We start from the raw sequence: 16531 nt of genomic DNA, 5'->3' as shown, positions 1-16531 counted from the left end.
GTCGCTTTCGGCCGCCACACGGCATGAGGACCCGGCCCGATCTGACCGGCTGATCCGGTTGCAAGATCAGATCGGGGCGGGTGATGAACACTCCTTCAGCTTTAGCTTTGAAACAATCTGATCGACACTTCACTCCGCAGCCTGCTGCCGCGACAGCGCTTTCTCACGACGCGCAACCACCACCGGATCGTTCATGAAATCCGTCTTCCGACCTGGCTTGCGGCCGCGCGGTTTGTAGCTGATCTTCTCGCTGTTGGTCTTCACCTTCGGCATCGGTCGCTTGTCCTGGCGCTCCTTGATATAGGCCAAGTCGCGCCGAGCTTGGAAGGGTGCATCAGGGCCGACGGGCGCCACGCACAACGCGACGCCCGCCATCCACCTACCACCGATATTTCAACGAAGCCGTGACGTTTCGCCCCTGCCCGAGATAGCAATAGCCGCTGTTACAAACAGTCAGGCGGCGGTTGGCGATGTTGCGGACATCGACGGAGGCGGTCAGGCCTTTGTATTTCTGGTCCACCGCGCCGAAGTCGTAGGAGAGTGCCGCGTCCAGATAGAAGCTCGCGTCATTCTTGGCGGTATTGGCCGTGCTCGTGTAGGTTTCGCCGGTGTAGCGGATACCGGCGCCGACGGTGAGGCCCTTTGCCGCCGAATCCTCTTGGAAGGTATAGTTCGACCACAGGCTGGCGATGTTCTCGGGTGTCACGGCAGGCGCGTTGCCGGCATTGTCACCGCGGGTGATTTCGGAATCATTGTAGGAGTAAGCGGCAACCACATCCCAGCCGTCGGTGATATTCGCCCTGGCTTCCAGCTCGATCCCCTTGTTGGTCACCTCCCCGAGCGAGGCGTAGACGAGCGTCAGCGGATCGACCAGAACGGGCTTGTTCTTTTCGACCAAGTGATAAGCGACGGCTGAGAGCAGAATGTCGGTGCCCGGTGGTTGGTATTTCACGCCCAGTTCGTACTGTTCTCCCTTGGTGGGATCCAGGATGCCGCCGGATGCAGATCGCTGGGTGACCGGATTGAAGGAGGTCGAGTAGCTGGCGAAGGGCGCGATGCCGTTGTCGAAGAGATAGAGCGCGCCAGCCTGGTAGGAAAATGCGTTCTTGCTGAGATTGTCGTCCGTGGTCGTTCCGGAAGAGACGAAAGTGGTGTCGGTCGACTGCTTGACCCAGGTCTGGCGCCCGCCGAGCGTGAAGCGCCATTTGTCGAGCTCGATCTGATCAAGGGCATAGGCGCCGAACTGCTGCAGGCTGGCATCGACCCGGCTGAAATTATAGTCCGGCGTCGGGCCGGATACGCCATAGGTCGGGTTCGAGATGTCGAAATCATAGGCGGGGCTGGCCGTCGCATCCATCCCATATGCGAACGAATCGTTCATACGGGTATAATCCAGGCCGAACAGCATGGTATGGGCGGCCGGACCGGTATCGAATTTGGATTCAAGCTGGTTGTCGACCTGAAAGACGTTCATTCCATCCCGGATCGCGGTCGCACCGCGATGGGCAACGGTTCCGGTCCAGCTATAGGTGCCGAGATAGCGTGATTTCAGATCCAGGTGGGAGAAGCGAAGGTTCTGGCGGAAGGTGAAGCCGCCGTCGAATTCATGCTCGAACTGGTAGCCGACCTGCTGCTGCCGGGTCTTCTGGTAATCGTAGTCGGGATCGCTATCGCGCAGCTTGAGGACGTTGCCATCAGGGCTGGTCAGGGCGCCGACATTGGCGTCGACCTCGGTGGACTGCGCCGATCCGTAGACAGTAAATTTCGTGGCGTCGTCGGGCTTCCAGGTGAAGGACGGCTGGATGAAATAGCGGTCGTCGGCGATATCGAAATTGGTGTCGCCCTTTCGCGCCAAGCCGACGATCCGGTACAGCATGGTGTCGTCATCCTTGCTGACCGGGCCGCCGAAATCGAACATCGTCTGGGCGCGATCGGATGTTCCATAGAGAACCCCAACCTCCCTGATGGTTTCTTCCGTCGGCAGTTTCGAGATCTTGTTGACGATGCCGCCCGGCGAGCCGGCGCCATAGAGCACGGATACCGGCCCCTTGATCACTTCGACACGATCGAGCGAATAGGGATCGGTTCGGAACATCCCGTAATTCATATAGGGCTGCCGCAATCCGTCGCGATAATCGCCGTCGGTGGTGACGTCGTTGCCGCGAATATAGATCTGGTCGAAGCGTGGATCGAAGCCGTAGGAGCCGGTCTGAACACCGGCGGAATAACGCACCGCTTCGATGACATCCTGCGCGCCACGCGCCTCAAGCTCCTTCCTGGTTATGACCGAAACAGATCGCGGCGTTTCAACCAGAGGCGTACTGATCTTGGTGGCGCCCTGGCTTTTCTTTGCCGCTATCGTCGTATTGTCGCTTGCCTCACTCGACTGGCCGCTGACGACGATCGGCGCGAGCTGGGTCGCGTTGCCGCCGTTTGCATTGGAATCCTGCGCAAAGGCATTTCCGCTCAACGCAAACATTGTTGCAAGTGCGGTAGCGCCGCTAGCAAGATGAAATCTCTTGCGCGTCAAATGATTGATATAATTATGCGATCCCTGCGTCATATTCCCTTGTCGCCTACCCGTTCCTGAAAAAGATGGCGCAAATTAGTTCGCTGGCGCAGCCGGCGTCAAGAATACATGAGTATATAAGTCATCTTTTTTGTTGAATTCCGACATCATGTTGCAAAATGGCTTGCCTGACTGCGCGGCCCGCCGAAAAAGCACAGCCGTAACTTGCATCACCGCTTCGTTCGAACGGCTTGTCAGATTGCGTTTCCGATAATATGAGGAATCCTATCATCTTTTTCGTTGAGGATGCCGCGCATCCGGCGTTCCAAATATTCGGTCAGCCGGAGAGACCATGCCCCAATCGTCATTACCTGAAGCAGCCGAAGTCTCGGCGCCTGTCACGCTTGCCGGCTGCACGTTTGCCGACCTGAAGTTTGAGAATGCCGGTCAGCCGCACAGGATTTTTCTTTATCGCCCCAGCAAGCCGGCTCCGCCGGAGGGATGGCCGATCCTCTATTTGACGGATGGCAACGCCTGCTTTGCCACCGCCGTCGATGCGCTGAAGGTGCAGGCGAGCTACCCGAATGGGACCAATGTCAGCGAAGGCGTTGTCGTCGCCATCGGCTATCCCACGGATGAACCATATGATCCGCTTCGCCGTTCCTGGGATCTGAGTCCACCGCCTGGCCGGGTCTATCCGCCGTTTTTTCCTGACACACCCGATGTGAGGACAGGCGGCGGAGAGCATTTCCTGACGCTGATCGAAAATGAGCTGAAGCCCTGGGTCGAAGAGCAGGTTCCGATCGACCGATCTCGTCAGACGCTCTTCGGCCATTCGTTCGGCGGCCTTTTCGTGCTCTACGCACTGCTGACGAAACCAACGGCCTTTAACCGCTGGATTTCGGCAAGCCCCGCGATCTACTGGGAAGACGCCGCCATTCTTTCGACGGAGAGCGCATTCCTGGAAGGGCATCGGGCCTCCTTCGACATCGAACTGCATCTGTCCGCCGGTCAATTTGAAGGCGCGACCCTTGCGCCTTTTCACAAGGGTACGCCGGAGGAGCAAAAGCGGCTGGACCGCGCAAAGGAGATACGCACGGTGGAACTCGCCCGCGAGATGGCGCACAGATGGGCTAAATTGACATCATCCACAGATGCCATAACCTTTGAGGAATATGCCGGAGAGAACCATATGTCGGCGCTCCCGGTCGCCTTGAACCGGGCTGTGCAGATTGCATTTCGCAGGCCTAAATAAGTAGAAAATCCACGCGCTTGCCACTTGCGGCTCCAGCGCATTCTTCGGCAACTCGTCGCCTGTTCGCGCACCCGGCGCGATAGGCTGTATTCGGCGCGAATTCCGGTCGTTTCCGAGAGTCAGGGAAGCGAAATTAACCCTTGGTTAACCATAATCGCTTTTCTTTGCTATATTGAATACAAGGGCTTGATTCTAAAGAGCGTCGCGCAATTTGCGATGAATGCGACCACACACGATTGCCGCGATCCCGAGATGCATTTTTCAAAAGCGATAGCGTTGATAATATTAGCTTGCCTCGGCGCCGGATGCACGACCACCGGCCAGGTTCGCCAGTCGATCGGCGTGGAAACCGTTGCCGCCGACAAGGCGCTGGCTTTTCCACCCCCAGGCGGACCGGCAATCGTCAATGTGGTGGAGCGCAGGCATGCCAAGGATGTCGAGCAGACAATCTCGCTCTTCACCTCCTCTTCCGTTCCCGGGCAGAATTTTCTCAAGGTGCAGTTTCTCGGTATAGCCGGCTCGAATCCCGGGCTCGGGAGCAGGCCCTTCGATACGGTCAGCGAGGGTGCGATCGCTCGGGAAATGGCGGCTGCAATCCCCGGCGTGCGGCTCGCTCGCTCGGCGATATTCGTCCAGAACGGCTACGGGCCTTTTGGTTATGCCTCCGGCCAAAGCAGGGCCGGCGATACCTGCCTCTATGCCTGGCAGCAGGTGAAGGCCGGTTTCACCCCGTCGCAGGAGCAACGCAATTTCGGCATGGTGCAAGTGCGCATCCGGCTCTGCGACGCCCTCGCGACGGAACGCCAGCTCTTGAGCACCGTCTATGGCTATACGATAACAGGCCATTTCGCCGGTGCCGCACTGAACCCCTTCGGCGGGCCGCGCGGAGCCGATGCTGTTCTGGGCAAGCCTGGCGAACTGGTCTATCCCGATGCAACGACCTATCGTACGGCGCCGATCGGCATCGGCTACCCGAACCACCCCGCAGCAGCGCGCCCCGTTGTCATCCGCCGCCCGGCCGTGACGCAGCCGCAGCCGCAGGTCCAGCCGACCCTGCCGCCGATGATCGGGCCGCGCGTACCCTTGCCCGACGGGCAGAGCGCGCCGCCACAGACGAATGGCGCAAGCGGACCGACCTCGATAGCGCAGCCGCCGTCGACGAATACGGCAAGCAATATCATCGTGCCTTTACCGGACTGTAACGGAGAAGCTGGCATATCCCAGGGGTGCCGCTAGCAAGCGGCGCGGCTTGGGGACGCCAGGATGGCGTCTGGCAATACCTTTGAAGGGACACCGATGCAGACAGCACGCAGCATCTTGATATGGGCCGTGATAGCACTATGCGGCATCGTGCTGATCACATTGCCGGTCAACCTTCAAACCCAGCTGATTGCCGGCACGGTCGTCGTTACCATCATGGCGGTCATCAAGGTCCTCAAGCGTCAGGGAACGTGGCGACTGGTCGCCCTTGCCTTCGGCACCGCCATCGTGCTGCGCTATGTCTATTGGCGCACGTCCTACACGCTGCCGCCGGTCAACCAGCTGGAAAACTTCATCCCGGGCCTGCTGCTCTATCTCGCCGAAATGTACAACGTCGCGATGCTGATGCTCAGCCTCTTCATCGTCGCGACCCCCCTGCCCCCGCGCACCGCGCGCGCGGCGAAGACGCAGCATTTCCCGTCGGTGGATGTCTTCGTGCCGTCCTATAATGAAGATACCAATCTGCTTGCCAACACGCTCGCCTCCGCCAAGGCGATGGACTATCCGGCCGATAAGCTCAGGGTCTGGCTGCTGGACGACGGTGGCACCGCGCAGAAGCGCAACTCCACGAAGATTCTGGAATCGCAGGCTGCGATCGCGCGCCATAATGAACTCAAGCAACTTTGCGCAGATCTGGAAGTCGAGTATCTGACGCGCGAGCGCAACGAACATGCGAAGGCCGGCAATCTCAACAACGGACTGGAACATTCGAACGGCGAGTTGATTGCCGTCTTCGACGCCGACCATGCGCCTGCGCGCGATTTTCTGCTCGAAACGGTCGGATATTTCGAGGATGATCCAAAGCTCTTCCTCGTACAGACGCCGCATTTCTTCATCAATCCGGACCCGTTGGAGCGCAACCTGCGCACCTTCGACAACATGCCGAGCGAGAACGAGATGTTCTACGGCATCATTCAGCGCGGCCTGGACAAATGGAACGCGGCCTTTTTCTGCGGATCCGCCGCCGTGCTCAGCCGCCGGGCGCTGGAATCGCAAAACGGCTTCAGCGGCATCAGCATCACCGAGGATTGCGAAACCGCGCTCGCGCTGCACGGAGCCGGCTGGAACAGCATCTATGTCGACAAGCCGCTAATTGCCGGCCTGCAGCCGGCGACCTTTGCGAGCTTCATCGGTCAGCGTAGCCGCTGGGCGCAGGGGATGATGCAGATCCTGCGCTTCCGCTTCCCCCTCCTGAAGCGCGGCCTGACGCTGCCGCAGCGCCTCTGCTACATGTCTTCGACGCTCTTTTGGCTCTTTCCGTTCCCGCGCGTCATTTTCCTGTTCGCGCCGCTCTTCTATCTGTTTTTCGACCTCGAGATCTTTACGGCATCAGGCAGCGAATTCCTCGCCTATACGCTTGCCTACATGCTCGTGAACCTGATGATGCAGAACTATCTCTATGGCTCGTTCCGCTGGCCATGGATTTCGGAGCTCTATGAATACGTCCAGACCGTGCATCTGTTGCCCGCCGTCGTTTCGGTCATGCTCAATCCTCGCAAGCCGACTTTCAAGGTCACGGCCAAGGACGAATCGATCGCCGTCAGCCGGCTTTCGGAGATCAGCCGTCCGTTCTTCGTCATCTTTGCCGTTCAGGTCATCGCGCTGGCGGTCACCATATACCGCGTCTATGCGGAACCCTATAAGGCCGATGTCACGCTCGTCGTCGGCGGCTGGAACATCATCAACCTCATCCTGTCCGGCTGTGCGCTCGGCGTCGTCTCGGAACGCGGGGAGCGCGCGTCCTCGCGGCGCGTCAGGGTGGATCGCCGCAGCGAATTCGGGACTGACGGCAAGTGGAATTCCGCATCCATCGAGGATGTTTCCGTCCATGGCGCCAGGCTGAACGTCTTCAACAGGGGTATGGACCCGATCAAGGTCGGCTCGGAAGCCACCATTCGCTTCCAGCCCTATAGCGGCGCCGACATGGTGACCTTGTCGGTCATGATCCGCAATATCGAACAAATGGGCGACATCACGGCCGTTGGATGCCAGTATGTTCCGAAGGGCGCCGCCGACCATCGCCTGATTGCCGACCTCGTCTTTGCCAATTCCGACCAATGGACGAAGTTCCAGCAGGCGCGCCGGCGCAACCCCGGCATCATCCGGGGAACGATCTGGTTCCTGAGCCTGTCATTCTATCAGACCAGTCGCGGTTTGATCTATCTTTTCAGGGGTGGGGGCTCGGATCGCACGCAGCAGCGGCAGGATGCAAAGGCGAGAAGCTGATGATCCGTATCCTGCCTGCTCTTATCCTTCCTACTCTTATTATTCTCCTGGGCGCTGCGACCGCGCAGGCGCAGACGGCGCCTTTCGACATGTCGGGCGAGCGGCCGAAAGGCGCATCGCCGGCAGTGCCGCGGATCACCATACCCCCCCGGACGACAGCACCACAGGCCGAACCGCCCAAGACGACAGCGCCTTCAGCCGCAATTCCGCAGGCTGTGACACCTAAGGCCATTACTCCTCAGGTTACTCCACCTTTGGTCATAACGCCGCCAGCCGCCACGCCGCAAACCGCTGCGCCGCAGACCAAAACGCCCGTCGCCCCGGTTCAAGCAAGCCCCCAGGAAGCGCCGAAGGCGAAACCGACAATTGCTGCCGCACCCACGCCGGCGTTCCGTCGCTATGTCGTTCCCTTCGCCAAATTGCGATTGGAGGGGGAGGCCGATCGCAGGTCCTGGTCGATCTATCTGACGCCCGAGCAAGCCGCAGCACCGGCGAAATTGAGCTTTGCCTATCAGAATGCGGTCGTCGTTGCTCCGGAGGCATCGCAGCTTACCGTCCTTCTGAACGACCGCGTGGTGCACCAACAGCAGATCGGCTCCTCCGATAATGAATCGGATGTCACTTTCGACATCCCGCGCGGGCTCCTACAGCCGGGTGCCAACCTGCTGACCTTCGAGGCGGAGCAACGCCACCGCGTCGATTGCGATATCCCCTCAACCTACGAGCTCTGGTCGGACATCGATCCGGCAAGAACCTACTTGAGCTTCGCCGGCAACGAGGCTGAGAAACTGTCGACCACCGATGCGATCCGCGCGATCGGTGTCGACGGAGCCGGCAAGACGCAGTTCAATCTTGTCGTGCCGGCGCTTGCCCAACCCGGGACGACTAAGCCGATCCTTCGTCTCGCGCAGGGCCTTGCTCTACTCAGCGGAATGCCGAACGAGACCTTCTCGTTCGATACGGACGTACTGCCCTCGCCCGGTCCCGGCAAGATGACTGTCATCGTCGGCACACCGGCGGAATTGCAACCCGTCTTTGCCGTTGCGACCTCGGCGCAAAATGGAGCTCTGGCGACATTTGCGACCGATCCGCGTAGCGGCCAGCAGCTCCTGCTCATTAGCGGCCCGTCCTGGCAGGCGATTTCCTCTGCGATCGATATGGTAGTTTCTCCGACCGACCGCGACCCCAACACCCCCCGCGATCTACTGGTGACGCAGCGATGGACGGCCCCGGATGCGCCGCTGATCTACTCCGACACCAGCCTTTCCTTCGAACAGCTGGGCGTCAAGACGACGGAATTCTCCGGGCGGCGCTTCCACACCAGCTTCAATGTGGCAATTCCGTCCGATTTCTATGCGAACGCCTATGGGGAAGCCACCATCCTGCTTGACGCAGCCTATGCCAAGGATGTGCGGCCGGGCAGCCATATCGATGTTTACGTCAACGGCAGCATCGCCACGACGAAGCCGATCACGGCGACCGGCGGCGGCATCTTCCGGCAACTGCCCATTCGCATCACCATGCGCCATTTCAAGCCGGGCCTGAATACAATCACGCTGGAAGCCATATTGCTCGCCGACGAGGATTCAGCGTGCGCGCCCGCAGCAACATCGAGCACGACGCCGCGTTTTGCCTTGTTCGATACCAGCCAGTTCCGCGTCCCGGATTTTGCCAGGGTCGCACAGCGGCCCAACCTTGCCGCATTCGCCGGTACCGGCTACCCCTACAATCGCGGGAGCGAGCCGACCGCGCTCTTCATCGACCGAGCGGATGCCGACACGCTATCTGCGGCCGCGACACTCCTTGGTCGAATGGCGCTCGTTGCCGGACATCCTATCCCCATGGACCCGACGGTCTCCTCAAACACTGTCGGGACCCGCAACGCGCTGTTCATCGGCTCCGTCTCGCAACTGCCGTCGACGGTCCTCACGCAAATGAACATCTCCTCATCGAGCCAGGTAGCCTGGCGCCCGCCGGCACCCGGTCAGACCGGTACGCCGGAAGCCTCAGTGACGATAGCCGATTGGCGCTCCCGCATCAGCGGCGGACTGCTGCAGGGGCAAATGGAACACTTCCAGCAATGGATGCATCGCAATTTCGATATCACTTTGAGCTCGCTGCGCTTCATACCCGGCTCGGAGCAGGTGTTCACGCCGTCGAACGCCAATAGCCTCCTGATCGCCCAGGAGGCAAATCCGACCAATGACGCAGGCTGGACCGTCGTGACCGCACCGAATGCCCAAGACCTGCGCTCAGGCGTGGAGGCAATGACCGCGCAGAACGCATGGCCTGAGATCAGCGGTCGCATCACCGTCTATTCCGGCAAGACCGGAAAGATCAATACGGTTCCCGTCAGCCGCTTCACCTTGGTCACGTCGCAGCCCTGGTCGTTGACGAACTATCGGTTGATCGCCGCAAACTGGCTTTCCAGTAACATACTGTCCTACGCACTCCTGTTCGTAGCTGCCTCCTTCCTGCTCGGCGTCAGCACAGCGAGCGTCCTTTCCAAGATCGGCAGGCGCGAATGAGAGGCTGGCGCTCCCTTCTTGCGATCTGCACCGTAACTGCCCTAATGGTAGCCCAACCCGTCGCCGCTCAGCACGCCGCAATCGATCCGCAAGCCTGGACTGCCTATAAAGCGAAGTTTCTCGATCAGAGCGGCCGCATCATCGACAATGGCAATAACGGCATCAGCCACAGCGAAGGGCAAGGCTACGGTCTCCTGCTTGCCTATCTCGCCAACAAGCAGGCCGATTTCGAACAGATCTGGTATTTCACCCGCACGGAACTCCTGCTCCGCGACGATGGCCTCGCCGTCTGGAAATGGGATCCGGCCGCCACACCGCACGTCACGGACACGAACAACGCCTCCGACGGCGATCTGTTGATCGCCTATGCCTTGGCGCTTGCAGGATCAGCCTGGGACAGGAAGGATTATCTGCAGGTCGCCGCGAACATGGCCAACGCCATCCTCGCCCGCATGGTCATCAATTACGGAGGGCGGACGCTACTCATTCCCGGTGTGGATGGGTATCTGCCGCCGGGGCGCAAAGATGGCCCCGTCATCAATCCATCCTATTGGATTTTCGAGGCGTTTCCCGTCATGGCCCTCTTGGCGCCTTCCGATCGCTGGCGGAAGCTGAATGACGATGGTCTGACCCTGCTGCGTGCGATGCAGTTTGGCCCACGCAAGCTTCCGGCCGATTGGGTCAGCCTGAAGGCCAAGCCGGAGCCCGCCGAGGGCTTCGAGGCGGAATTCGGCTATAACGCCGTCAGGATCCCACTTTACCTGGCGCGAGCCGGCATAGACGACAAAGCCCTGCTCACGCGTCTGCGGCAAGGCATGACCGTCGAGGGAGCGCCGGCGGCGATCGACCTTACAACCGGCAAGCCGAAGGACCGGCTTTCCGATCCCGGTTATGGAATTGTTAACGATGTTGTGGCGTGTGTGGTGAACGGAACGAAACTGCCGGCTTCGGTCAGGCAGTTCGCGCCATCGCTTTACTATCCGGCCACCTTGCAACTGCTGAGCCTGGCTTTCGTCGCGGAGAAACACCCGGAGTGTTTATAAAGTCCACCTTGATCATGGCTTTCATGGCCGTCGCCGTGGCGGGGTTCACGCTCGCGACAAAGGATCATGACTCGCCCGAGGACAAGATCAAGCTGGCAAAGTCCAGTCGCCTGGAACCGCAGATCACGCTCGCCGGTGATATGACGCAGGGCGGCATCCCCGGACAGCCCGTCGATCTGCGGGCACTCGCCGATCACATACAGGCAAACGCGCCCGCCCCGGTTCTCCCCGAGCCTTCAAACACCGTGCAAACGGCTCAGACGGTGCCGGACACGGTCGCGCAAACAACACCACCATCGCAATCAGCACCACAGCCTTCATCGCAGCAACAGGGCCAAGCTGAGCCTGCCAATAATCCGCCCAAAGTGGATGAAAGCGCATTGCGCTATTTTGCCAGCCGTGGCGACAAGGCAAGGCTGCAGGCCGAAATCTCCCGCCTGCAGGCGCTCTATCCCAATTGGACACCGCCGGCCGATCCGCTGGCCGTTCCGCAAAACAGCGACAAGCGGCTCGAGGCCATGTGGCAGCTCTATTCGGAGGGCCGCTATGCAGAGGTGCGCAAGGCCGTTGCCGATCGCCAGACGGCCGAAACCGGCTGGCAGCCGCCCTCCGATCTCCTTGAGCGCCTCGACGTAGCAGAAGCGCGCACACGCCTTGTCAACGCCTCCGACCTCAAGCAATACGCGACTGTGATCGATGTCGGCGCCAATACGCCGAGCCTGCTGACCTGCAGCGACATCGACATCCTCTGGCGCGTTGCCGAAGCCTTCATCCGCTCGGATCGCGCCGCGCGCGGCGAGGACGCTTACAAATATGTCCTGAAGACCTGCACCAATCCGCAGGAACGGATTGCCACCATTCAGAAAGCCGCGGGCCTGCTGCCGTATCAGCCGATGCAGGATCTGCTGTCGCTCGAGAAGCCCGACGGCAATGGCGGGCGGGAGTTCGACAGTATAAGGACCGATCTTGCCCGCCGTTTCGTAGCCCAGGGCAATGAAGACCCCAAGCTGACCGTCGCACAGGACTATCTGTCTCAAGTCGAACGTATCGCCCGAAGCCAAGGCCTAGCATCGGATGATTCGCTGCTCGGCTGGTACTATCTGCGCCGTGGCAACTACAGCGATGCGGAACAATGGTTCAAAGCCGCGCATGAGAAAGAGGATTCCGCAACGATCTCGCAAGGCCTCGCCCTGGTTCTGATCGCCGACCATAAGCCGCAAGAAGCCGAAGACGTCATGTACAAGTGGCGCAACGAATCCAAGGATGCGATAGCGACCTACCTTGCCGCGACTGCCAATCTGATGGCCCTGCAGCCACCCGCCAATCTCAGCGAAGACGTGCTGCGACGTGTCGCCGCCGAGATCGTGAAGGAGAAATATGTGCCGACGGCGCAGCAATTCGGCTGGTACGCCCGCACGCTGAACCAACCGCAGGCCGCGGCCCGCTGGTTCGAGACGGCCCTACGCTGGAAGCCGGATGATGAACCTTCTGCCTATGGTCTCGCAATCACGCGCAATCAGTTGAATGACCGGCAGGGCGTCGCCGAGGTCCAACGGCTCTGGGCCGGCCGCTCGCAGCGCATCGCCGTCCTCGGTGAGCCGGCCCCGCGCACGCCTGTCTCGACGCCATTACCCTCCCCCAACCAGGCAGCGCAGACAACAGAGCCGCCCGCGTCTCAACCGACGCCTCAGGCAACACAACAGGGCAGCCCGCAATATGTAGCGCCGGTCGCTCCTCAAGCGGCAGCTCAGGTCCCCATGACGCAAGCCAATGCCAACGCGCCAATCGCCGTACAGCCGGCCGCACCTGGTCGCCGTTCCCCGTCAGTCGAATATACTGAACCGCAAACCCGCACGAAAACGGTTGCCCGCACAGCGCGGCAACCTTCCGGATGCACGATTACCGTCAATGCAGAGCTGCTCACACCTGCCAATGCCTTGTCGCGCGGCTGGTGCCTGATGAACCTCAATCGACCGTTGGAGGCTGTGGAAGCCTTCGCCGTCGCATTGAACAATGCAGATCCAAAGTCCCGGGAAGAGGCCGCCTATGGCCAGAGCCTCGCCTATCTTCGCGCCGGCCTTGCCAACAATGCAGCCGTGGCCGCAACCAAGGCCCCGATGAGCCATCAACGCGCCGCCGAATTGCAGGTAGCCATACTCTCCGACCGCGCATTATCCGCCTTCTCCGGCAAACGCTACCACGAGACGCTGCTCTATCTCGACCAGCGCGCGCAGCTGCAACAGGAGCGCGTCGATCTCATGGTGCTGCGCGGATATTGCTATCTCAATCTCAAAATGTACGACGATGCCGAGCGCATCTTCACCGCAGTCGCCGCCACCGGCAACCGCGACGGTAGCCGGGGGCTGCGAGACCTCATGCTTGCCAAGCACCCGCAGCCGGGCGATTATTGAGATCAGCTGACCTCCCGTGCTATTTTCCCAGAAGTGGCTCTAAACTGACTGTCGAGGAGAATGACACTGGGCATCGCTTCAACTTTCGGCGCCGTCATTCTGAAGCGTGTCGCACCTAACCAGATTCGGGACTTCCGTTGAGCATGGTCATCCAGAAGATCCACCAGGCCAGGATGCTGAAGACGGCAATGAGTTTCACGAGGCGCTCGGCGGTTTGCAGTCCGGCCTCTTCAGCCTTGTAACCGGATTTCAGGATCGAATGTCTGGATCTTCCAGCGCACGGCTCAACAAGGTCTAGCTCGCACCATTTCCGACATTTCCAAATTTGATTGGACTTTCAGAACTACGCCCGCAATTTATTGACTCTTTTTCAAGCACCTCACAGTATAAGCAAACGACATAAAAAGACGAATTTCGTCATCTTGGGCAAATAATAGAATGAACAAATTGACGGTTGTGGAGAGCTCTGGGGACGCTGACACGCCATTTGAGGATTATTTCCCGGCCAAGAAGTTAGTTATTACGATGGGCGGCTGCAATTTTGTAGAGATTTTCAGCCATCTAACGGATGCAATTGAATTTACTCACTTTTGGCGAGCCGTGATCCCATCCATCATGTCGCCTTCGATTGTCCTACATCATGCCAATTTTGAAGACGCCGAGGTTTCCCGATTCGTAGATCGGGAAACCTCAAAAGTTGTGTACAAGCGAATTGAGGAGTCTCCAGACAGCATAATCGCATTTGAGGCTGCCGGCGATTTTGTCACTGGCGTATTTAAAATCGGCGAAACTATCATTCCAGACATCCGCAACGAAGTATTCGGGCCAGCGTTCAAAGACATCGCTTTCAAAGAAGAATCGGAACTGAATAAGGCCGACCTCATCTCTGCAGATAGTCCATATTATTGGGATATGTGGAAATATTCCTTCAATTGTCTTTATGACAGAATCTTGAAGGATCGAATCCAAAGAGGCATAGGCGTGTTCTTCTTGTCACGCCGCTTTTGTACCAGCGAATTGAAAGACGGGGAATTTGTCCCTCTCCACAACGCAAGGACAATTTCGGAACGCAATCTAATTCTCGATGATATCGAGGACTTCATCTCGAAATACGATGGCGTAAAGATTATGAAATCCGCTCTGTCACTTGAGTTCACATCAACAGATGCGCCGTGGGGAGGCCCATGGGAATACCACCCGCAGGGTGAATACTACGCATACATGCGGGCGAAATTTCTGGATGCCATTTTCCCAGGAAAGGAAAGAGGCTCAAAATATATTGCGACTTGGATGGCCAAAAGCGCCCAGAGCCTTAGTAAAACGAAAGCTCTTTTAGTTCGCGCAGATTCGGAAGCTACTGTAGCGAACAATCTCCTTACCAACGTTCGAAGCGACGGAGAGCTCGTTGAGCAAGGCATCGAGATCGCAGGAGCCGAGACAGAGGTCTCTCGGCGGGAGGCGGCGATTGCTAAAGCCGACAGAGAAGCTATTGAGCGAGCTCTAGAGATTACCCGAGCTCAGTACAATGAGCTAGATGGGCAACTGCGAGAAAGGGATGGAATCATCCAAAGAAGCCATGATCTAACGCAAGCTCTTCGAGCAGAATGTTTTGAAAAAGATAATATCATTGCAGAACAAGCCCACCTAAACGAACGCCTTTCAAGTGAAATTTTTGCTCTTGAAATCAAATTATCGCGCTTGGAGACGATTCTAAACTTCGTTGAAAATCGATATAGTGCGTGTAAGAGCAATCTATTACATAGAATGGTCAAATTTTTTGCCATCCACTTTGATGCCAACCAGCTCCGCAGGTTTGGCTTCAACGAAAAAGTGTATCTGGAAGAGAACGCCGATGTGCGGGCGTCAAAGGCCAACCCCCTCGAGCATTACCTTGCGCATGGTATGCGAGAAGGCAGGACGCTACCCAAGATTTAGCTGTTAGCCAGTCGACCCTCCTTGCGTGCGGATGCGCGGCTTGAATTGAAACATGTCACGCCTTGCGCCAAGCTCCTTTCTGGCATCTATTCAACCTCATTTTGAGTAAGCGCCAAAATCCATCGCAGGCGCATGTAGGCTGAGGCTACAAATTGCCGCGGTCACGGGGAGCCAACACTGTATGTTATTGCTGTTTATTTTGCCTTTCGATGTGCGAAATGATTCCTATGCCTATGAATGGGTAGTCTTTCGCGCAATACATAAGATCGCTGATCTAGGCCTTCTGATGCCCGCTAATTATTGGCGAGACGTGGACGCTCGCCGTGAGCTTCCAATTTGGGCCGCCTCTCCCCAGGTAATGAAAGTCTACTCATATCAAATCCCATCGACATCGGACCTTGAGAGTAATCCAAAATTTCCGCTGACCCATAGTTCACTTGATGAGGTTCGTCGCAAGTTGATCGGCCCCGGACTCATATGGGCGCATACTATAACGGAACGCATCCCTACTCTGGAGGCCGAAATACGCGACGCTATTGATTCTGCTGGTCAAGTGGACGCGGTATTTCTGTGGACAAATTGCGCCTCAATGAAAGCTATCGCGCGCGAGAAAGCTATCCCGCTCGTCCATCACGAGCTCGGACCGCTGCGACCGCCCTTTTTCCGCTTCACGGCGTATTTTGATTTCGAGGGCGTCAACGGACAAACAGATGCTAAGAAGCGATGGGAACGCTTTCAAGGCGAAAAAGCAGATGTTCCGGTCTTGCCACGTGATGAGCTGTTGAAGCTTGTTTCGCTCGATCGCGAAGAAGCGGTTGCCGTGGTTACCCATGAAGTGGGCATCGCCCTACAGATCCCTGACGATTCGAACACCTTGGCTTTTGGCAACGGGTTCGATAGCTTTGAAACGATTTCCACAAGCCTTCGATATCTATCTGGGAGCACGTTAGTCCGTTCCCATCCTGGAAGAAATCAGACCTTCTCGGGCCTTTCCGTTGATTGGGATGACAGCGCTCGGCCCGGCCAGTTCCTTAATCGGATCAATTCTCTGGTGACGATAAATTCCAGTATGGCTTTCGAAGCGATGCTTCTCGGAAAGCCAACATATGTATTGGGGGAGTCTCCGTTTAAGTGCGCCAGCTGGGACATTGCAACTAGGTCGCCCGCTCTCTTGGAAGAGGAAATGGAGCGATGGCTGAACTGGTTCGTCTTTGGGTATCTTATCCCGTTCGAACTTACGTTCGATGTCGACTATATGTGGTGGCGGATGGGCAACCCATCCGAACGCGACATATATCTGGATAATTTCAAGCGATGGACTCAACAGCAACCTTCGCAATAGGAAAGCGGCCCACAGTTGGCAG

General features: G+C 58.2%; 9 protein-coding genes and 1 pseudogene. 8 read left to right on the top strand and 2 right to left on the bottom strand.

Annotation, left to right across the window (positions count from 1 at the left end):
• Positions 1 to 129: 129 nt before the first annotated feature.
• Together CCGE531_RS21950 and CCGE531_RS21945 are read right to left on the bottom strand one after the other, a co-directional pair.
• Positions 130 to 309: pseudogene (locus CCGE531_RS21950) on the bottom strand (ISNCY family transposase); the annotation flags it as partial.
• A 70-nt stretch (positions 310 to 379) separates the two neighbouring features.
• Complete coding sequence (locus CCGE531_RS21945; protein ID WP_120667747.1) at positions 380 to 2563, bottom strand: TonB-dependent siderophore receptor; 2184 nt, start codon at positions 2561 to 2563, stop codon at positions 380 to 382.
• Between the two features lie 298 nt (positions 2564 to 2861).
• On the opposite strand from CCGE531_RS21945, the gene CCGE531_RS21940 reads away from it, so the two are divergent.
• The 8 genes from CCGE531_RS21940 (at position 2862) to CCGE531_RS21900 (ending at position 16509) form a co-directional block, all read left to right on the top strand.
• Positions 2862 to 3764, top strand: a complete 903-nt coding sequence (locus CCGE531_RS21940; RefSeq protein ID WP_120667745.1) for an alpha/beta hydrolase-fold protein — start codon at positions 2862 to 2864, stop codon at positions 3762 to 3764.
• A gap of 252 nt (positions 3765 to 4016) precedes the next feature.
• A complete protein-coding gene (bcsN, locus tag CCGE531_RS21935) occupies positions 4017 to 5000 on the top strand; it encodes a cellulose biosynthesis protein BcsN (protein ID WP_120669306.1) in 984 nt (327 codons plus the stop codon).
• A gap of 60 nt (positions 5001 to 5060) precedes the next feature.
• Positions 5061 to 7250 (top strand): UDP-forming cellulose synthase catalytic subunit, encoded by a 2190-nt coding sequence (bcsA, locus tag CCGE531_RS21930; protein ID WP_120667743.1) that lies wholly within the window; start codon positions 5061 to 5063, stop codon positions 7248 to 7250.
• Complete coding sequence (locus tag CCGE531_RS21925; protein WP_120667742.1) at positions 7250 to 9778, top strand: cellulose biosynthesis cyclic di-GMP-binding regulatory protein BcsB; 2529 nt, start codon at positions 7250 to 7252, stop codon at positions 9776 to 9778. Before bcsA ends, CCGE531_RS21925 begins: the two co-directional genes overlap by 1 nt.
• Positions 9775 to 10821 (top strand): glycosyl hydrolase family 8, encoded by a 1047-nt coding sequence (locus tag CCGE531_RS21920; RefSeq protein WP_120667741.1) that lies wholly within the window; start codon positions 9775 to 9777, stop codon positions 10819 to 10821. The genes CCGE531_RS21925 and CCGE531_RS21920 overlap by 4 nt, the downstream gene beginning before the upstream one ends.
• Positions 10818 to 13232 (top strand): cellulose synthase, encoded by a 2415-nt coding sequence (locus tag CCGE531_RS21915; RefSeq protein WP_120669304.1) that lies wholly within the window; start codon positions 10818 to 10820, stop codon positions 13230 to 13232. Before CCGE531_RS21920 ends, CCGE531_RS21915 begins: the two co-directional genes overlap by 4 nt.
• A 438-nt stretch (positions 13233 to 13670) precedes the next feature.
• Positions 13671 to 15167, top strand: a complete 1497-nt coding sequence (locus CCGE531_RS21905) for a hypothetical protein (protein ID WP_120667739.1) — start codon at positions 13671 to 13673, stop codon at positions 15165 to 15167.
• A gap of 181 nt (positions 15168 to 15348) precedes the next feature.
• Positions 15349 to 16509 (top strand): hypothetical protein, encoded by a 1161-nt coding sequence (locus CCGE531_RS21900; RefSeq protein WP_120667738.1) that lies wholly within the window; start codon positions 15349 to 15351, stop codon positions 16507 to 16509.
• Positions 16510 to 16531 lie beyond the last annotated feature (22 nt).

Origin of the sequence: Rhizobium sp. CCGE531, assembly GCF_003627795.1 — a bacterium.
Lineage (GTDB): Bacteria > Pseudomonadota > Alphaproteobacteria > Rhizobiales > Rhizobiaceae > Rhizobium.
The sequence above is the reverse complement of the archived record's forward strand: the minus strand, read 5'-3'. Positions and strand labels throughout refer to the sequence as shown.